The 20,032-nt window shown below is 46.9% G+C and carries 16 protein-coding genes; 2 read left to right on the top strand and 14 right to left on the bottom strand.

The window, feature by feature from the left end; translation table 11 throughout:
- Positions 1–638, top strand: a 638-nt coding sequence (locus C5S62_RS01280; RefSeq protein WP_223301088.1) for an ATP-binding cassette domain-containing protein, incomplete at its 5' end; no start/stop codon positions are given.
- 101 nt (positions 639–739) lie between these two features.
- On the opposite strand, the gene C5S62_RS01275 is transcribed toward C5S62_RS01280, so the two are convergent.
- On the bottom strand, positions 740–2,500 hold the full coding sequence (locus C5S62_RS01275; protein ID WP_104403729.1) for a 1-deoxy-D-xylulose-5-phosphate synthase: 1,761 nt from the start codon (positions 2,498–2,500) through the stop codon (positions 740–742).
- A 226-nt stretch (positions 2,501–2,726) separates the two neighbouring features.
- On the opposite strand from C5S62_RS01275, the gene C5S62_RS01270 reads away from it, so the two are divergent.
- Positions 2,727–3,953 carry an NAD(P)/FAD-dependent oxidoreductase gene (locus tag C5S62_RS01270; RefSeq protein ID WP_104403728.1) on the top strand — a complete coding sequence of 409 codons (1,227 nt, stop codon included), beginning with the start codon at positions 2,727–2,729 and terminating at the stop codon, positions 3,951–3,953.
- Between the two features lie 111 nt (positions 3,954–4,064).
- On the opposite strand, the gene C5S62_RS01265 is transcribed toward C5S62_RS01270, so the two are convergent.
- The 13 genes from C5S62_RS01265 to C5S62_RS01205 form a co-directional block, all read right to left on the bottom strand.
- Positions 4,065–6,890: a TonB-dependent receptor gene (locus tag C5S62_RS01265; protein WP_104403727.1), complete on the bottom strand. Its 2,826-nt coding sequence runs from the start codon at positions 6,888–6,890 to the stop codon at positions 4,065–4,067.
- 694 nt (positions 6,891–7,584) lie between these two features.
- Positions 7,585–8,412, bottom strand: coding sequence for an orotidine-5'-phosphate decarboxylase (pyrF, locus tag C5S62_RS01260; protein WP_104403726.1), 828 nt, complete (start codon positions 8,410–8,412; stop codon positions 7,585–7,587).
- Positions 8,413–8,471: 59 nt separating this feature from the next.
- On the bottom strand, positions 8,472–9,533 hold the full coding sequence (locus C5S62_RS01255) for a DUF4831 family protein (protein WP_104403725.1): 1,062 nt from the start codon (positions 9,531–9,533) through the stop codon (positions 8,472–8,474).
- Positions 9,534–9,637: 104 nt separating this feature from the next.
- Entirely contained in the window at positions 9,638–11,161 is a 1,524-nt protein-coding gene (locus tag C5S62_RS01250) for an NAD(P)H-hydrate dehydratase (RefSeq protein ID WP_104403724.1), read from the bottom strand.
- An 85-nt stretch (positions 11,162–11,246) separates the two neighbouring features.
- The gene (locus C5S62_RS01245) at positions 11,247–11,669 is read right to left on the bottom strand and encodes a BT0820 family HAD-type phosphatase (RefSeq protein ID WP_104403723.1); all 423 of its coding nucleotides are present in this window, start codon (positions 11,667–11,669) and stop codon (positions 11,247–11,249) included.
- Between the two features lie 43 nt (positions 11,670–11,712).
- Positions 11,713–13,608: a hypothetical protein gene (locus C5S62_RS01240; RefSeq protein ID WP_133159445.1), complete on the bottom strand. Its 1,896-nt coding sequence runs from the start codon at positions 13,606–13,608 to the stop codon at positions 11,713–11,715.
- Positions 13,609–13,628: 20 nt separating this feature from the next.
- Positions 13,629–14,507, bottom strand: coding sequence for a glucose-1-phosphate thymidylyltransferase RfbA (gene rfbA / locus C5S62_RS01235; RefSeq protein ID WP_104403721.1), 879 nt, complete (start codon positions 14,505–14,507; stop codon positions 13,629–13,631).
- A gap of 808 nt (positions 14,508–15,315) precedes the next feature.
- Complete coding sequence (locus tag C5S62_RS01230) at positions 15,316–15,708, bottom strand: hypothetical protein (RefSeq protein ID WP_104403720.1); 393 nt, start codon at positions 15,706–15,708, stop codon at positions 15,316–15,318.
- A gap of 38 nt (positions 15,709–15,746) precedes the next feature.
- Positions 15,747–17,063, bottom strand: a complete 1,317-nt coding sequence (der, locus tag C5S62_RS01225) for a ribosome biogenesis GTPase Der (RefSeq protein ID WP_104403719.1) — start codon at positions 17,061–17,063, stop codon at positions 15,747–15,749.
- A gap of 77 nt (positions 17,064–17,140) precedes the next feature.
- Positions 17,141–18,022 (bottom strand): GTPase Era, encoded by an 882-nt coding sequence (gene era / locus C5S62_RS01220; protein WP_104403718.1) that lies wholly within the window; start codon positions 18,020–18,022, stop codon positions 17,141–17,143.
- Positions 18,023–18,131: 109 nt separating this feature from the next.
- Positions 18,132–19,133, bottom strand: a complete 1,002-nt coding sequence (locus C5S62_RS01215; RefSeq protein WP_104403717.1) for a beta-ketoacyl-ACP synthase III — start codon at positions 19,131–19,133, stop codon at positions 18,132–18,134.
- Between the two features lie 88 nt (positions 19,134–19,221).
- A complete protein-coding gene (gene rpmF / locus C5S62_RS01210; protein WP_104403716.1) occupies positions 19,222–19,410 on the bottom strand; it encodes a 50S ribosomal protein L32 in 189 nt (62 codons plus the stop codon).
- Positions 19,411–19,441: 31 nt separating this feature from the next.
- Positions 19,442–19,915, bottom strand: coding sequence for a DUF177 domain-containing protein (locus C5S62_RS01205; protein WP_104403715.1), 474 nt, complete (start codon positions 19,913–19,915; stop codon positions 19,442–19,444).
- Positions 19,916–20,032 lie beyond the last annotated feature (117 nt).

Genomic DNA, 20,032 nt, shown 5'->3' with positions numbered 1-20,032 from the left:
ATTTAACACTTTTCTCAAAATTCATGCACCGTGTTTTCGGCTTGACCCGTAAAAAGTTGATAGAAGCCCGACAGATAAATTTTGCTTATAAAGAAAGTAGCAATTTATGGCAGGACAATTTGGATTTTACCGTTTATAGTGGAGAACGTATCTGGCTGGCGGGGAATAACGGAAGTGGAAAGAGCACTTTACTCAAACTAATTACTAGTACACTCGAACCGACTGAAGGTACTATGTACAGAACCGATAATCTGCAATATGTGTATTTGGATCAGGAGTATTCTTTAATTCGGAGCAGCAGTACCATATTGGAGCAGGTAGCAAGTTTTAATTCTGTCATGGCTGAGCATGAATTAAAAATATGTTTGAATCGTTTTCTATTTCCTCAGAAGGTGTGGGACAAGAAATGTGCGTATTTAAGCGGTGGAGAAAGAATGCGCCTTGTCCTTTGTTGCCTAATGGTTAGCCAAAGCACGCCCGATGTTATTATTGCAGACGAACCCACAAACAATATTGATATTGCAAATATTCATATTCTTACTGATGTGTTGAAAGATTATGAAGGGACTTTGATTGTTGTCAGTCATGATATGACGTTTATTGAAGATTTAAAAATAAGTAAGAAAATACTTCTTTGAAGTAAATCTTCTGAAAAACCACAAATAGTCATGGCAATGGATGAGATAAAGTAAAAGGGAAGGCTTTGATACTTCCCTTTTACCTTATGATTTGTCAGACATTAGCAGTTGGCAAGAATATCTTCCACAATTTGTTCGGCTTTGAGTCGGTTGGCAGATAGAAATTCGTCATAATCATACCGGTCTGCGAAAGCTTTTGATGCACCTTTACAGAGCGTACGAACAGAAGTCGTACCATAATAACGGGCTATTTTTTCGCCGAATCCACCATCCAGTACGCCGTCTTCAAGTGTGACTACCAGATTGTGGTTGTCTTTCAAATTATCGAGCAGATTTATGTCAAGTCCGGTAATGAAGCGTGGGTTGATGAGCGTGGCTTCTAGTCCGTGTTCTTTTTTCAGAATATCGCAGACACATTCACCTAACTGATAAAAACTGCCCAATCCCAATATGGCTACTTTCTGTCCGTGGCGAGTCACCTGATATTTGTTGATTTCATTGAAGTCGTATTCAATCTTTTGATTTGTTGAAATAGCGCCGTTAGCCGGTACGCGTATGCTGACGGGGCAGGCCGTTTGGTGAAGGCTCCAATGTAGCATGGCTATGAATTCTTCTTTAGAAGTGGGTGCCAGATAAATCATGTTGGGAATGTTGGCTATCAGAGGAATGTCGAAAAATCCTAAGTGCGTTACATCATTCATTCCGGTAAGAGTCCCAACATAAACGAGCAGTGTCGCGGGATTGTTGTTGATGCAGAGATCCTGAGATAGCTGGTCGTAAGTGCGTTGTACAAAAGTGCTGTAGACACCGAATACCGGGTGCGCTCCTCGTTTGGCGATGCCGGAGGCCATGGCTACAGCTGTTTCTTCGGCAATGCCTACGTCTATGAACTGCCGGCCGGCGGCACGCCGTTGTTCTGGTCCAAAGCCCATTACGGCTGGGGTTCCCGCAGTAATGGCCACTACCGAAGGGTCATTTTGCATTTCCTTTAGTAGGATTTTAGCAGTAAGACTGTGATAGTCTTCTCCGGCATGAACGTATTCCGGTCGTGTTTCGCCGGTTTCTTTGTCAAACGGTAATCCCCAATGAAAGCGTTCTTTTTCTTGTTCCGCCAGTTGGAAACCTTTTCCTTTCAGCGTGTTGATATGTACGACAATGGGATGGCCTGTGTCTTTTACTTTTTGAAGCGCTTCGATTACAGCGGCCGGGTCGTTGCCTTCTTCCACATACAAGTAGTCCAGCCCCATGGCTTTGAAGAGATTGCAGGAACATGTTCCTTTCGATTCGCGCAATTGCAGCAGATTGCGATACATGCCACCGTGGTTTTCCGCAATGGACATTTGGTTGTCGTTTACCACGATGATAAAATTTGTGCTTAATTCTCCAGCCACATTGAGGCCTTCGAGAGCTTCGCCGCCGCTGAGCGACCCGTCGCCAATAATGGCCACAATGTTCTCGTTGCCTCCTCTCAGATCGCGTCCTTTGGCCAGCCCGAGCGCCAGACTTATTGAAGTAGAGGTATGCCCTATGATGAAATGGTCATGTTGGCTTTCCGCAGGCTCAGAGTAGCCCGACACATCATCGTAGTGTTCTGCCGAGGTGAAGGCCTCTCTGCGGCCGGTCAGCATTTTATGGACATACGTTTGGTGGCTGACGTCAAACACCAGTTTGTCTTCGGGTGAATTGAATACGTAGTGTAGTGCTATGGTTGCTTCCACCATGCCGAAGTTTGGGCCGATATGTCCGCCGTGTTGCGAAAGTTTTTCAAGCAAGGCCGTCCGCACTTCATCGGCCAGTACGGGCAATTGTTCTATATTCAGTCGTTTGACATCGGCTGGTGAATTGATTTGTTCCAAATACATGATATTTATGTTTTTTGAAGTTTCTGAGGGCAAAAATACGAAGAACTGATTACTTTTTCTTTACTTCCATTACGGATAATACTACCATAATTACGGTTTTCAAAGATTTGATCAGGTGAAAAAGTCTGTAAAAGCGTTTTCTCATTGCTCCTATACTAAGTTTTTATTACTTTTGAATGTCCAAAAGTATGACATTTCTTTCAAACAGATATTATCTCCCTATTATATGAAGATAGCGATTGTCGGTGGCGGTGCTGCCGGTTTTTTCCTCGCCATACATCTTAAGCAGGCAGTTCCCGAAAACCGTGTGATCATATTCGAACGTGCCGGGCGTGTATTGGCAAAAGTACGGGTGTCGGGTGGTGGCCGGTGTAATCTGACCAATTCGTTCGCACACGTAGATGACCTCTCACACATCTATCCCCGCGGTGCCCGGCTGATGAAGCGTTTGTTGCGCGAATTCAGCCACGAGGATGCTTACAGGTGGTTTGAGGCGCATGGTGTGAAACTTGTCACACAGGATGACGATTGTGTTTTTCCCGCCGTACAGGATTCGGCGGCAGTCATATCGTGCCTCACCCATCAGGCCGGTCGGCTTGGAGTGGAAGTACGTCTCGGCCATCCGGTCAAGGCGGTGAAACGACATGAAGAGGGTGGGCTGGAGGTTCTCTTTTCCGGCGAGGGGCATTCCGCTGAGAGGTTTGACCGGGTGGCTGTGACCACAGGTGGCGCTCCCCGCTCTGAAGGTTTTGATTATTTGGCGGCACTTGGTCACAAGATGGAAACACCTTGTCCGTCGCTTTACACTTTTTCTATTCTTCATAAAGATCTGACGGCAATGATGGGACTTGTTGTGGAAGCGGCTCAGGTTTCTATTCCGGGAACAAAGTTCCGTAGCCGTGGTGCTTTGCTCATCACTCATTGGGGACTGAGCGGTCCCGCCATATTGAAATTATCTTCTTATGCCGCACGCCATCTCCACGATGCCGGCTACCGTTCGCCATTGCAGGTAAGTTGGGCGGGAGAAGTGAATATGGAAACCGTGCGCGGCTACTTGCAGAAAATGTTGTCCGACAACCCGCGCAAACAACTTGGCACTTTGCATCCTTACGGCCTGCAGCAACGGTTATGGCTTTACTTGCTCCGGCGTTGCGGACTTTGTGAGGAGCAACTTTGCGGTGAGTTAGGTGGGAAAAGCCTCAACCGCCTGGCAAATGTCCTGACCGCAGATGCTTATGCCATAGAGGGAAAAGGAACTTATCGCGATGAATTTGTCACCTGCGGCGGTGTGGCACTTTCGTCAGTCAATGCCCTGACGATGGAAAGCAGGCACTGTGCCGGACTTTACTTTGCAGGCGAGGTGCTTGATGTGGATGCCGTTACGGGCGGTTTCAATTTTCAGGCGGCGTGGACCACGGCCTTTGTGGCAGCCCGTGCAATGGCAGCCCGGTAGTTTGCCGTTGCTGTTTGCAAGAATGTCTCTTTATTTTTGATAATCGCTATAAATCATCGTCCCCCCAGTCGGATAGGCTGGGGGGACGATGATTTATAGCCAGAGGCCGGATTATTTTGGGCCTTTTCCTTTCAGGTTGAAATTGTATATGACATGCAGGAGCGCGTAGCTTAGGAAGGCGTCTGTGCGCGTGTATGATCGTAACGATGCTGTCTGTACGTTATATTCCGAAGTACGCTGCCGCAGGATGTCGACCCATTGCAACTGTACGGTGAGCGCCTTGTTCTTCAGGAAAGTTTGCGAGATGTTTGCGTTCCATAGCCACTGGTGGTGGTTAAGCTGGTTGTCACTGTATCCTGTCCGCTTGTAGTAACCCAAATCAGTGCTGATTTTCATGCCGAAAGGCAGTTCCACCTGAGGCGCCAGCTGTGCTTGGAAAATATGGCCGTTCTGGTTGTAGGCAGTGTTGTTGTCGTAGCGTGAGAACTCGCCGGTATAGCTTGCCGAAAGACGTAAGCTCCATTTGTCTCTGCGGTATCGGATGGATGGATTGACGATGGCACTGTAGTTATGGTTGGTGCTGAGCTCTTTTCCTATGTAAGAGCGGCGTCGGTTGGCCGAACTTGACACCGAGGTAGAGAGTATCCACCGGCGGGCTGTGTCGAGCGGTTGCTCTGTGGACAGCCGTCCGTAGATGGAGTAATGTCCGTTTACGTTGACTTTGTCGGTATAGCGGGTTCCGGTGACGGGATCCACGGTAATCGTGTTGACAATGGCATTGGACTGTTGGTCGAAATTGACGTATATGTTGTAATTGTCTCCCCGCTGGGTGTTGAACCATTGTCCGTTCAAGTTAATATTGTTGTTCCACGTATCCTTCAGGTTGGGATTGTTGCGGATAATGTTCATTTCGTTGCTGTTGTCCGTTATCGGCAGCAGTTCTTGCAGCTCGGGACGGCCTGGCCCACCGTAATATCTCAGCCTGACATTCCCGTTTTTGGTAAAGTTCCATTTGAAGTAGGCATTGGGATATAATTGCCAATAGTTGTGCGAAGGCGAATAATGCGTGCCGTTGTGCAGGAAATAAAGTCGTTCATCGTAGGCATTTGCGGTAATGTTTGTGTTGAACTCAATATTCTTGAATTTACCTTCAAAGGCCAGATTTCCTCCATGTGAGTTGTTGTAAGTTGTGGACCACCGGGAGTTTTCTATGTTGATGACAGCATTGAGCGAGTCGGCCGTGGAGGGGCGGAAGCCTATGGGAAGGTTATCGGAGTTATAGCCTTCGTAGCGGTCGAGCTGGTAGAGGTTACGGTCATTTTGATCTTGTTCATGGGAGAAAGAATATCCGGCTTCGAGCGAGAAATGTTTGTTTATATTCCAGAAATAGTAGGCTGACAGGTCATAGGAGTGGTTCTGGCCGGGGGTGTCGTCGTATTGGCGGTTGAAATACTCCGGTCTTGGCGCATCAGGCCTGAAATAGCGGTAGGTAGTCAGATAGTCCGTCTGCCCTCTGTTCTTCTCGTGAGTGGTACTGGCATATAAGTGAATACCGTGTTTGTCCTTTTCGAACAAATGCTGATAATTTATGAAGAAGAAGTAATACTCATAATCTCTCTCTGAGCGTTCGGTACTTTTCATCGAGTTGATGCCTTGCTGCCGCAGGCCGTCCGGAAGGTCGGGCCGGTTCAGTTCGTAGGCCGGATCGTCGGTTTCCTGACGGCTGTTGTAGGTGGAACTGATCAAGTCGTTTTTTCCGAACGATTTGTACAGGCTGAAATTCCCGTACAGACTCAGTCGCTTGAGTGTGTCGATGTTCCACACCATGTGGCCGTTTCCGTTGGCATTTTTCTGGCGGTTCCACCGGCGGTCACGGCTGTAGGAGAATTGCGAGTTGTTGTCGGGCATGAATGTTTCTCTATTGCTCTGCTGGTTGTACAGTCCGTTGTTGTAGGAGATGTTGGCGTTGAGATTGGCCTTGAAGTGTCCGGTCTCTTTGTTTTTCTTGCCGTTGTCCCACGCAAACATGGCGCCGGCTTTCCGATAGGTGTAGAGTCCGTTTGCGCTGCTGTAATAGTTCCAGTTACCGTTTTCGTCTACCTGCTGGTTTTCGCTCACGTTGTTCACCGAACCGAAAATGGCCATCCGGCGGCGGTCGGTGAAAGTAGAGGCGAAGCCTTTGGCCACATAGCGGTCTTCCGTGCCGTAGGCCATGTCGGTGTTGATGTTCCAGGAGGCCAGATATTCCTTTTTGATTTTCAGGTCAATTACCATGGCCTTGTCATCGTCCACCTTTCCTCTGAACTCTTTATCCTCATCTGTTTTCTCGTAGGTCGAAATGGTTTCAACGGCATCGGCAGGCATGTTGGCCAGCGCCGTCTGTATGTCGCCGAAAAACTCTTTGCCTCCCACGAGCACACTCTTCACCTCCTTGCCCTGATAGGTAATTTTGCCGTCCTTGTCCATTTCGAAGCCAGGCAACAGCTTGATGGTTGCGCTCAGGGCAGAGCCGGGCGGCAGACGGAGGGCATCGGTGTGAAACTCCATCGTGTCCTGCTTCACCGTGAGCAGGCGTGCGAGGGCGGTAACGGTGGCTTCGCCCAGCACCACGTCATTGGTCATGAGGGAGATGTTGAGGGTGTCGATAACAGGATTTTGAGCGGTGAGTTTCACCTTGCGGCTCTGCGGATGATAGCCCAAAGAGGCCACGCGCAACGTATAGTCGCCCGCCCGCCGCGGCGTGAGTGTGAAACTTCCGTCGGGGGCAGTTTGGGTGCGTACATACACGGTGGAATCGCGGCCTTGCAGCAGTTCTACCCGGGCCGATGTTACTGGAGTTTGAGTGATTGCATCGGTCACTTTGCCGCGCAAACTGAAGTTTTGTGCGGCCGCACTGATGGTTATGCACCAGAGCAAGATGATAGGGAGGGTTTTCATAGTATTTTTGATAGTTTTAATGCTTTTTTGTAAAAAAATGAAATAATTTTCCTTTGATCCTATTGCAGGTGCAAAGTAAAGACTTTTTCTTGAAATAGGCAATTACCCCCCCCATTTGATATCTTTTAACATTCAAGGGCCTTTGGGAAATGATTATCTGTTCCTGTCTTTATTATTGTAACACATGAGAAAGGATTTTGTGACAGAAAATGAAAGATTTTTTATCATGTAACCGACTTTTAGAGTAATTGGATGATTAACTTTTTTAACCTTTCAATACATTTCGAAGAGGTGGAAAATCAACTCTAAGTATTGGAATTGTGGAAGTCAGTATCGGAATTTTAACACGAATACTTGGAATTTAAATTCCGATACGGGGATTTTTCTCGAAAAATACGGTGGAAAACTGCAATGAATGGCTTGAAAAACGTTGAAAAAGCGGGGCTTTCTACCTGAAAGTCCCGCTCTGCTGTTGCAAATATACGATATTCTCCGCCGGAAAGCAAATAGTGTTAAAATGTGGATGCTGATGGCGGCCGGAATTTTTGACCAATGTAAAAAGGGAGAACAGATGAAAAAAACGGCCGGAATACCTAACTGTGACAAGTCTGGATTCCGGCCCTTGGGGCATGTCTTTGTTTGCGGAAACTGTAATATTCCGTATCGGAATATCATGATTCCCGACATAGGCGTATCAAATGCCGCGCTTGGCCAGTTCGGCCGCCATTTCTGTTTGGAGTTCGTGTGCCTTCTCGCCGGCTACTTTGGCGAAGTCGGGAGTGTTGTCGGCGTAAATGATACCGCGTGAGGAGTTGACAAGCAGTCCGCAGGTATCGGTCATTCCGTATTGGCAAACATCCTGGAGCGAACCTCCCTGTGCTCCGACGCCTGGCACCAGCAGGAAGTTGTCGGGCGCTACGCGGCGGATGTCGGCAAACAGCGCGCCTTGTGTGGCACCGACCACATACATCATTTGGTCGTCGCCGGCCCAGTTGCCGGATGTGCGGAGCACTTTCTCAAACAGGCGTTCGCCGTTGGCGCTTTCCGTCAGTTGGAAATCATGCGACCCTTTGTTGCTGGTAAGGGCCAGGAGTATCACCCACTTTCCTTCATACTGGAGGAAAGGCGTCACACTGTCCTCGCCCATATAGGGGGCGACGGTGAGGGCATCAATGTCCATCTCTTCAAAAAAGCAACGGGCGTACATGGCCGATGTGTTGCCGATGTCTCCACGCTTGGCGTCGGCAATGATAAACTGGTCGGGATAATTGTCTTTGATGTATTTCACGGTTTTTTCAAAAGCAATCCATCCCGGCAGACCGAAGCATTCGTAAAAAGCAAGGTTGGGCTTGTAGGCCACGCAATAGGGGGCGGTGGCATCGATGATGGCTTTGTTGAAAGCGAAGAGAGGATCTTCCTCGCTGAGTAAGTGCTGGGGGATTTTTTTCAGGTCGGTGTCGAGTCCTACGCAGAGAAAACTTTTTTTCTGACGGATGTTGTCAATCAGCTGAGCTTTATTCATTGTTTGATGATATTAATGGTTTTTGTCCGGTATGTTATGGAGGGTACGCTAACTGTCGGTTATTCTCCTTCTATTTTTGTAATGGCGCCCGTTGAGGGAGACAGGTATACCCGTGTGGTGCTTTTTTTGTTGAAGAGGTCTCCGCCGAGATGCTCCACACGCCCGAATTGTGCCATTGGCAAGGTGCTTTTATAAACTTCCTGCCCGTTGTGCCTCAAAATGATTTCGCCTTTTCCGGGCACTGTATAACGCAGATCTTCCACTTTCTTGTCTTTCGGTTTTGATATGGTTTCAACATTGGGCAATGCTTTCAGATCTTTCACTTCAATGGTATAAGGCTCTCCTGCCACATTGTCGTTCTTTACCAGTCCCAGATGTTTTGAAAAACGGAATAGTATCTCGCCCTTTGTTTCGCTGTCCGGAACATAGTCCAAGGTGAAAACGTGCGTGTCTGTTTTCTTCGTTCCCCTGAACAGCTGCAACAACGCATTCTCCTGCGTGTCGAGCTGGTTGAGCATCAGTTTGAGCTGTTGTCCGTCTTTGGGCATGAAATCGGCCTGACCCTTGGTCAGCAGGGAGCGGTTTTCGCGGATGTCGTAAATTTCGTTGGCCGTGAGTTCCGCCATCTTGGCAATACTGCCGGCGGCAAGGATTTCTTCTGTCTTGTAATCGGTAGGATTAAGGAATTTCGTAGTGTCCGCAATGACACGGGCGGAAGGCAATATGTCTTCGGTCACTTCCACGTTGCCGTTTACCGAAAGCAGACGGCCGTCGGCTGATAAACTGACGAGAGGCGCCAGAGTCTTGTTCTTCAACTTGATGGAATATGCCTGCTTTTTATCGGCTATGCCGAAAGGTGTAGCCTTGACTCCCGTTATTTTCCACACTTTGAAGGCTGTTTGCGGCACCTCTTTGAGACGCAGATACCGTTGGGCGTAACGACAATATTCGCCAGGAGTATAAGTGGTGCATGTGGCGGTTATTGTGAAACGGAGAGCGGTACTCGGCAGAAAATATGTGATACCGTCTTCAGTTATTCCAGGTTGATATTCAGTTACTTCTGTTTGAGCCGTCAGAGATGTTGATAATAGAGCCAGCAGGCTGAAAAGGATTTTTTTCATTTTGATGGTTTTGAGAATTTGATCAGTTATGCGGTTGCCGCAGAAAAAAGGGCGGAGTTTTTCTATGAACAGTCAAGATGGCAGTAAAGCAGACCTTGAAATCATTAACACCCGGTGGCCCTCAGTTTTTTAAAGGCCCTCGGAAGTGCTTCTATGATGTCGGAAGCCATCAGACTGTCTTCACCTAAAGTTTCGGCAGCGATGTCGCCCGCTGATCCGTGCAGATAAACGCCAAGCAGGCAGGCCGTCTCAGCGGGGTACTTCTGAGCCAGTAAGGCTGTGATAATTCCGGTAAGCACATCGCCGCTGCCGGCCGTGGCCATACCGGAATTTCCTGTGGCATTGAAATAAATTTTTCCGGATGGAGTGCAAATAGCTGTGTGATGGCCTTTCAGAATGATGTGGATTTGTCGTTCTTTTGCCATATTGCAGGCTTCATCCAACAAACTATAATCATCATTGCGCGCATTGCTTATGCGCTTGAACTCTGCCGGATGAGGGGTAAGAATGGCATTGGCGGGTATCTGATTTAACCAACTCTTGTGATGGGCCAGAATATTGAGGCCGTCAGCATCTATAACCAAAGGAATGCGTGAGTGAGTCACTTGTTCGATAAAGGCTAGTGCTGTGGCTTTTTCAGTGCCTATGCCTGGTCCTATGGCCATGGCCTCATACCCGTCGGTAGCAATGGCTTGAGTAAATATGGTATCGGCGGGATCAAGCTTTAGGACAGCTTCCGGTATCGTTGCTTGTAATATGTTGTTGTTCATTTGAGGCGTGCATACCGTTACTTTCCCGACTCCACTGCGTAGGCAGGATTTTGCTGCCAATAAGGCAGCGCCGGCCATTCCGTATTGGCCGGCTATCAGGAGGGCATTGCCGAAAGTGCCCTTATGCCCGAATTTGTCTCGCGGCTTCAGTAAGACTGTCATGTCTGTTTCCTCTATGACAAAAGCAGCCGCTTCTGCCTGTGCCATCTGATTTGGAGAGAGACCGATGTCAAGTACTTTCAGCTCGCCTATATTCCCGGCATTTTCCGGCAGGAACATTGATAATTTGGGTTGCTGGAAAGTGAGCGTCAGCGTAGCCTGAACGATGTGGGCACGGATATTGAGAGAATTATCATCGCACATCAGGCCGGATGGCATATCGATGGAAACCACTTGGGCCGGAGAGCTGTTGATGAATTTTATGAGAGAAGCGTAGCCACCAGTCAGAGGTTTGTTGAGGCCGGTGCCGAAGAGGCCGTCTATTATGAGTTTTTCCGCCGTCAGTTGCGGTGGTTCGAATTGGTTGGACACTTCGACAAAATGGACTCCCTCCAACGCCTGTAGCCGTGCTTTGTTTGTTTGGCAGTCAGCGCTCAGTTTTCCGGCTGTGTTGAAGAGAAAAACTTCTAGAGTATAGCCGGCTTCATGAAGTATACGGGCTACGGCGAGGGCATCACCGCCATTGTTTCCCGGACCGGCAAAGACTGTAATACCCGTAGTTCTGTGCCACCGCTGCATGATGGCTTTTGCTACGGCACCTGCCGCCCGTTCCATAAGATCTGTTGAAGTAATTCCTTCCTCTCTTATGGTACCGGCATCCACTTCTTTTATTTGTTGTGCACTGAATATTTTAACCATTACACAATATTATTATTTATAGTTTCATGAGGGAATATTCCCGGGTAAGTCAATGGTCGAATTTATGCGATATGATTTTTCTGATTCAGAATGGCCACCACGATTTTTTCTTTTTAGCGGGAATTGGCTGCCCCATTTCCCGACGTAAAAAATCCTCGTAAGACATTCGTCTTGTTACGAGTTGGTAAATGGTTCCCCAGTCAGGGAGCCCGCCCACATTACGGTCGTCGATAAACAAACTGGCTTTCAGCTTTCTGCTGTAATTGCGGTTGTTGTCCGGCATATCATCGTCATAATCCCGGTTGACAGCATAGAAATGTACCCCGCGTTTCTCACACCATTCTACTGCTTCATCGAGTAATTTGCCTTCGCGTACGCTCCATAAAATCAGTTTGTGACCATCGTCAATAAGTTGTTTCAGCGTTCGTGTGGCAAAAGGTATTTCTTTTCCTATTTCCGGATAGCGGTGCTCTACTATCGTGCCGTCAAAGTCTACTGCAATTGTCATGATTCTCCTTGTTTTTATAATTGGTATTTTTCTGAACTTTTTTCTATTTGATGAGGATCTTTTTCCCGTTAATGATATATATACCGGCCGGTAATTGATGAGTTTCCGATGAAGTGGACGCTGTTCCAGCCAATGTGCCGTTGAGCCTGAAGCAGTGTTGCGGCTGTTTCAAGCCCTCGTTATCCGCATTGTCTATACCGGTAGTTTCCGCCCAATGCCGGATCACATAATGAGTACTCATAGAGGATAATTTCAGATAAGCTCTGAATGGTGCCAGTGAACTGCCGCCAGCTGCACGGGCAAATGAGTCGCCCGTTTCATTCAGGAAATAAATATGATCTGTATCGTCCGATATTTTTATGTCGCTGTATGTTCCTTTCATACAAGCGTCTTTTTCTTCTGTATCAGACGGTATCAGGCTGCTTGTATTGGATTTTAAGAATAGCGAGGTGGCATTTGCATCCAACGAACGTATGATAACCGGTTCGCCGGCTGTGATTTTATCTACAGGTTTGAAAATCAGAATGTTTTGTTCCATTCCTACAAATATCTCTGCTTTGAATGCTTCAGGAACTGTGGCATTGAAAGGTATGCAAAGTGTCATCCAGCAGCCATCGGCCGGAATCTCTCTCTTATAGGTCATTTGGCCGGATTGGCAAGTGATATTCCTGTCGACTTTCAGCTGCTTTCGGTCGTGAACGGCTGTTTGTCTTATCAGGAGATTGTTTTCCTCGTCTTCCTCACAAGCTACCACAAAAGCCCACTCTTGTGGAATGAGTGTACTGTCCTGAGCGTTTATATAGATGATAGTGTTTTCGTATGCAGGTCTATGGAGAAACGGTTGCAACATTTTCGGCAGGCGGATGTTACTGGCATCTACAGCGCTGGTACCGTTCCAGGATAATTGGCTAAGGCGGTGGGCGCTCCATGCTCCAGTGAGTTTTTTGACAGTGCCTTGAGTTGTGCTGCCGGCTTCATTGCCTAGAGGCAACAATGACACGTCCGAGGCTCCCTCTGTCTGTTCGGCTGTTTGTACGGAGAAAGTCCCGTTGAAGCACAAGTAGCGTTGTGGCGTTTCGTCCGTAACGATATGTCCGTTGGAGAAGCGCCATATCATTTGTTCGGGAGAGCATTCCAAATCATATCCGAGGAAAGCCCCGTTTTCATTTCTCAGAACGAATGTGGCGGAGTCGGATAAAATGCTCAATTCCCATTTTTGCCAATTCCCATCGGGCGCAACTTCTCCGGCGTTAGTGATATATCCTTCAGAGGGTAGGGCCGTGCCCTCCTTGGTCCGCAAGAAGCCGTTGGCATGAAGTGTGACCAAGGCACCGTTATCGGGCAAGGTGCCTGTGCCTTTTTTATCAGGTAACAGGCGTACCATTTTATAGATGTTTAAATGGATGATTTCATATTCCGTGTAATGGCCGAATTTCGGGATACTTCCAGTGTAAAAGCCCAAATACCGGTTGGGCGAATCCGTGTTGTTGAGGGCGAAGAAACCGTCTGATTCGGAAATCTGCCATTCAGTTTTTTCTTTCTCATGAACGGCTAGTCCTGTTGCCGCGGGAAATTTTGCGTATAAAAAAACGCTGTCTGCCACATTTCTCAGGACGAAGCGGTCGCTTCCGGCTTGTGGTATGAACTGCCAGACGCATGAACTTTCCGGAATGCCGATTGCCAAAGTGTCGCCTTCAGGCATCTCGTATCCTTGAAGTCCTCCCATGTATGGCTTATTACTGAGCAGGGCATGCTGTGAGGATGTCTGAGATAGAATGCCGTTTCCTGAAATAACGTAGTAGTCTTCCGGGGAGAGTTCCTCAACGGAAGAAACTCTGACGAAGGACGCCGGTAACGGTATAGGCATGGAACGGACAGGCTGCGCGATGACTGCCGCGCGGCAAACCCAATATAAAATCAACAGAAAAAGTCTCTTCACAGGCTCTTATACTGTCAGGTTCAATCGTGGTTTATCAATTTGAGGAGATATTGTCCGTATTGGTTCTTCTTCATCGGCTCGGCCAGTTCAGCCAGTTTATCTGTTGTAATCCACCCTTGCTGATAGGCAATGCCTTCGAGGCAGGCCACTTTCAGGCCGGTTCGTTTCTCAATGACTTCGATAAAGGTGGAGGCTTCGCTCAAACTGTCGTGTGTGCCGGTGTCGAGCCATGCGAAACCAAGTCCCAGAGTTTGCACCTTCAGCTGGTCTGCTTCCAGAAAATGCTGGTTGACCGTTGTTATTTCCAGTTCGCCACGTTGGGAAGGCTGAATGTTCTTGGCCACTTCCACCACTTTGTTGGGATAGAAGTACAGTCCGACTACGGCATACTTTGATTTAGGCTTCAGTGGTTTCTCCTCAATGCTGATGCACTTGCCTGTTTCGTTGAATTCTACAACGCCATAGCGTTCAGGATCGTTCACTCTGTAGCCGAAAATCGTGGCGTTGCCTGTTGCTTCTGCTTCTTCCACAGCCGCCCGTAACATAGAGCGCAGTCCGCTCCCATGGAATATATTGTCGCCAAGGACCAGACATACACTATCGTTGCCTATAAATTCCTCGCCGATGATGAAGGCTTGTGCCAATCCGTCGGGCGAAGGCTGTTCGGCGTATGAGAGTTTTATGCCATAGTCTGAACCGTCTCCCAATAGGCGTTTAAAGCCCGGCAGATCCTGCGGTGTGGAAATGATGAGAATATCGCGGATACCGGCCAGCATGAGCACCGACAAAGGGTAATAGACCATCGGTTTGTCGAAAATCGGGATTAACTGTTTGCTGATACCCTTTGTGATGGGATACAAGCGTGTGCCGGAACCTCCGGCGAGAACAATTCCTTTCATAACTTTGTATTATTTGACGGCGGAGCCGAATCTGCCACTGAAACAAAAAAAACGATCTTTCGCAACCCGATAAACCCATGTGAAACTTTTATGCGGTACCGCTTGGCTTTTTTGGAGGGAAAGCGAATATTCTTGATTATATCCACAAAGGTAATGCAAATGAATGAAGTGAAAAAAGAAAAACTCAATGATTTTCTCATTTCCATTACAATTGTTTTCTTCCATACGATTGAGGTATGACACATCGGACAGATGCGGACAATTATAAAAAAGCGACAATGAATTTTTTATTCTCACAACCGGCCTTTTTTTCTTAGATGAGAAAGAAAATAGTGAATTAGGGGAGCCAAACTGGCTGTCGGCGATTTTAACACAATTTGTTTTTGTCCGTAGAATGTCGTATCTTTGTAACAGCAAAGCGGGGCTTACCATCGGGAAGTCCCGCTTTTTCAGTATATTTCGAGCTTTTTTGTGCGGATTTCAGCCGTATTTTCATCGAAAACTTCCCGTATTCGAATTTAAAATCCAAGTATTCGTGTTAAAATTCGAATACGGACTTTTATGGAATCAATACTTCAAGTTACTTTTAACCCCATTCGAAGTGTAATGAAAGGTTAAATATGTTAAAGCTAGGGTGAAGAATTTATGCTGGGAACGGTAAAAAAGATGATAGATTCATATTGAGATAATAGCTGGCTGTCTGCTCCAAGTCCTGCGCTTTTCTGTGAGCAGATTCAATGAAAGATGTGTTTGCCAAAACAGTTTGAAGCTAAGGACTTCAAACTGTTTTGGCTGTGGGGGAATGGTGTTATCTTAATCGCCAGCGTAAGCCGTCGTGGATAAACAGTAACTGTATTTCCTCAGTATTGCCGTTTGCATAGGTGATGTTCAGGTAAACTTCGGCCGCCTGGCCGTTGGCCTGAGGTTTGATGGTGTTTACCTCGAATCCAGTAACGTTTCCTTCTTCTTCCGCGTGCTCGGTCGCATGTTGCTCGAGGAGGATGGCTATTTGCCGTTTGTAGCTTTCCGGTTTGTCGTCGCATGAAAGCATTTCGTCAGCATAAGCCGCATAATCTTTTTGAATGTAAAGCGAATAAATTTCCTTTATTTGTTCTTTAGTGATAAGAGGCGGCAACGGCTTGCTTTGTTCTTTGTTTGCTTGAGTGTCAGTGCCACAGGATGTCGTGACACTGATGCTCATACAAACACTTAGCAGCCATGTCAGAATAGTTGGCCTTGTCATTTCTGACGGATGAAAATGTTGATGGGGGTTCCTGAAAAGTCCCAACGCTCACGTATTTTATTTTCAAGGAAACGGCGATAAGGCTCTTTGACATACTGCGGCAGATTAGCGTAGAATACGAAAGAAGGTATTTGCGTTTCAGGCAACTGTGCGCAGTATTTTATCTTGATGTATTTGCCTTTGATTGAAGGGGGTGGATAGGCTTCTATGAGCGGAAGCATTTCTTCGTTAAGCTTTGAGGTGGGAATGCGTTTCTTGCGGTTCTTGAAAGTTTGATTGGCTGTTTCAAGAACTTTGAAAATGCGCTGCTTGGTAAGTGCGGAGGCAAAGATGATGGGGAAGTCGGAGAAAGGGGCCATACGCTGGCGTATGGTATTTTCAAAGAAAGCAATGGCTTCTTTGCTCTTGTCTTCTACCAAATCCCATTTGTTGACCACGACAATGATGTTCTTGCTGTTGCGTTGGATGATTTGGACTATGTTCATGTCCTGACTTTCAATGCCTCGGGTGGCATCGATGAGAAGAATGCAGACATCGGAATTTTCGATGGCGCGAATCGACCGCATGACAGAGTAGAATTCCAAATCTTCCGTTACTTTGTTCTTTTTTCGTATGCCGGCAGTGTCGACAAGAAAGAAGTCGAATCCGAATTTGTCGTAACGGGTGAGGATGCTGTCGCGTGTGGTGCCGGCAATGTTGGTGACAATGTGGCGGTCTTCGCCAATAAAAGCGTTGATGAGACTGCTCTTTCCCACATTGGGACGTCCCACGATGGAGAAACGGGGTATCGTGAGGTCAGCTTCTTCCGTAGCCGTTTCGGTGCCGAGTTTTTCTATTATGAGGTCCAACAGATCTCCGCTGCCACTGCCTGTAGCGGCAGAAACGCAAATGGGATCGCCAAGTCCGAGACGATAGAAATCTGCGGCATAATAACGGTCCTCGTTATTGTCGGTCTTGTTGGCACAAAGTAGTACAGGTACCGGCGTTTGGCGCAGAATGCGTGCTACTTCCTCATCCAAGTCGGTGACGCCGTTCTTGATATCTACCAAAAAGAGGATAAGATCTGACTCTTCTGTTGCCAAAAGAACTTGTTTACGGATTTCTTCCTCGAAAATATCATCGGAATTTACAATCCATCCGCCAGTGTCAACAACGGAGAACTCTTGCTTTCCCCATTCGCATTTGCCGTATTGGCGGTCGCGTGTGGTGCCGGCTTCGTCGCTGACGATGGCTTGGCGTGTTCCGGTGAGACGGTTGAACAACGTCGATTTACCCACATTGGGGCGTCCTACTATGGCTACTAATTTTGACATATGGCTTTCTTTATGATGTATGTGAGTTGGGTGGAAAAAGGTATGGGTGGGAGAAAATGCGGCAGTCTGGTAGGTGCTTAATCTTGCTTGTAGCCGTATATTTCAAGGCGCTTGTTGCTGTTGCGCCAGTCTTTATCTACTTTTACAAAAACTTCAAGGTATATTTTCTTGTCAAAGAACTTTTCAAGCGTCTTGCGGGCCTCTGTCGAAATCTTTTTGAGAGCTACGCCTTGATGACCGATGATGATACCTTTTTGGCTGTCGCGTTCCACATAGATGATTGCTTTTATGTGGATGTTCTTGGGACTTTCTTTAAATAATTCTACAGCAACTTCGGTGGAGTAGGGGATTTCCTTGTCGTAGTAGAGGAGTATTTTTTCACGAATGATTTCCGTAACGAAGAACCGGGCGGGTTTGTCTGTCCATTGGTCTTTGTCAAAATAGGGAGGTGAGTCCGGAAGCAATTCCTTGATACGCCTGAGTACATTATCTATATTGAATTTGGCTGTTGCCGAAATCGGGAATATTTCGGCTTGTGGCAGCAGAAGATGCCAATTGTCAACAAGTTGTTCCAGATCTTTCTGATTGCTGAGGTCTATTTTGTTGATAAGCAACAGTACAGGTACTTTCAATTTTTCAACCCGTTGTAGAAAATCATTGTTCTTGTCCGGCTTTTCAATGACATCGGTTACGTAAAGCAACACATCGGCATCTTTTAGGGCCGATTCGGAAAAAGCCAGCATCGTTTCCTGAAGTTTGTAATTGGGCTTGAGTACACCCGGTGTGTCGGAAAAAACAATCTGCGTGTCTTCAGTGTTGATGATGCCCATAATGCGATGGCGCGTGGTCTGGGCCTTGAAGGTGGCAATGGATATGCGTTCCCCCACCAGTAGGTTCATGAGTGTGGATTTTCCGACATTGGGATTTCCTACAATGTTGACAAAACCTGCTTTGTGCATAGATATGTATGGTATGACCAAATAGAAAATAACGAGTAAACCGGCAGACTTTCAAGCTAAAGGCTTGTGATATGGTCTGCTCGTTTACTCGTTTGTTGATGATTTTTTGTTATTTAGTGCCGTCGTATCCCCATTTTAAATAGGCGGCTCCCCATGTGAATCCGGCCCCGAAAGCGGTGAGGATGAGGTTGTCACCCTTCTTGAGCTGCTTTTCATAATCCCATAATGCCAAAGGCAATGTTCCGGCAGAAGTGTTGCCATAGCGTTGGATGTTGAGCATTACTTTATCCATTGGAAGCTCAAGACGGTTGGCTACGGCTTCGATGATTCGTACATTGGCCTGATGAGGGATAACCCAAGCGATATTCTCTTTGCTCAGACCGTTGCGGTCGGCAATAAGGGCGCTTGCATCGCTCATGTTGGTTACCGCAAACTTAAAGACTGTACGGCCTTCCTGATGCAAATAGTGCATGCGGTGATCTATGGTGAAATAGGATGGGCTGCATACGGAACCTCCAGCCTTTTGACAGAGAAATGGCAGTCCCTTGCCGTCGGCACGGAGATAAGAATCTTTCCAGCCCAAATCCTCCTGACTCGGTTCTACCATTACGGCAGCTGCACCATCTCCGAAGATCGGACAAGTTGCGCGGTCGGTGTAGTCAACGATGCTGGACATTTTATCAGCGCCACAGACGATGATTTTTTTGTAGCGCCCGCTTTGAATCATACCGGCGGCTGCATCCATGGCAAATAGAAAACCACAGCATGCTGCCTGCATGTCGATTGCAAAAGCATTCTTCATGCCCACACGACCGATTACAATTGATGATGTGGAGGGGAAATGGTAGTCGGGGGTGGTAGTGGCCACTATCAGACAGTCAACATCTTGAGGATCAGTGCCAGTTTTTTCAAGCAGCTGTTTTACAGCTTTACGCGCCATATAGCTTGTGCCCAAGCCTTCTTCATTGAGGATGCGGCGCTCCTTGATGCCAATTCTTGTCATGATCCACTCGTCGTTGGTGTCGACCATACGTGAGAGTTCTTCATTATTTAGCACGTACTCGGGGACATATCCGCCGACGCCGGTAATAACAGCATTAATCTTTTCCATATAATATGATGAATATCAGGAGGCGTATATTAAAAAAACAAAGAGGAGAACCGGGCTTGGCTGGCTACGTCCTCCTCTTGTAAGAATATTATTCAGCGATTTCTTCTTTTACAATTGCCAACTTGCCACGGTAGTAACCGCAAGTAGGACATACGGTGTGATAAATATGCCATGCACCGCAGTTGGGGCAAATAGCCATGGTTGGAGCTACGGCTTTATCGTGGGTTCTACGTTTGAGGGTTCTGGTTTTTGATTGTCTTCTTTTAGGATGTGCCATTTCTTGTTATTCTTTTAAAGTTGTTAATGTTTTATTCCTCATGTTCATTATTTGCTGTCATTTCATGAAGTCTGGTTATCATATCCTGATTACACAAACTTCTTTCATGCATCCTTTTTAAGGGAAGTGACGATTCGGATATCTCATAGATGTCCCATGAAATGTCATAAATGTTTGAACCAGCAGGTAGTTCCCTTATATCTTCTTCAATTTGCAAGGAAGCATCGCCATAATATACTTTTATATTATCGGATGTGTCTATTTCCAGGTCTAAATCGTCTAAGCAACGGTCGCATGCTACGCGAACTTCTCCTTTCAGTTTGTAGCTGACACGAAAAAAGTCACCAGCAGTTTGAGCCACGATTACAGTCACGTCCATATTGCCTCCAATAATCTCATTTTGTTCCAAGGCTTCAAAAAAGTCGTTGGACAAGTTGATTCTTAGAGGACTGGCATTATGCGCTGCTGCAAATAAATCAATATGCAAGGGATTGGTACTTGCCATAGCGGCTGCAAAGATACGTTTTTTTTATTTTGGTTAAGTAAAAAACAATGAAAAAATGAATGGGTAGATGTGAAAAGTCGGTTCATGCAATCAGCTGTCTGCTATGTGACAACTAAA

Source organism: Prevotella sp. MGM2 (assembly GCF_002933955.1).
GTDB lineage: Bacteria > Bacteroidota > Bacteroidia > Bacteroidales > Bacteroidaceae > Alloprevotella.
Note: the sequence above shows the minus strand (reverse complement) of the source record. Positions and strands in the feature narration are given on the sequence as shown.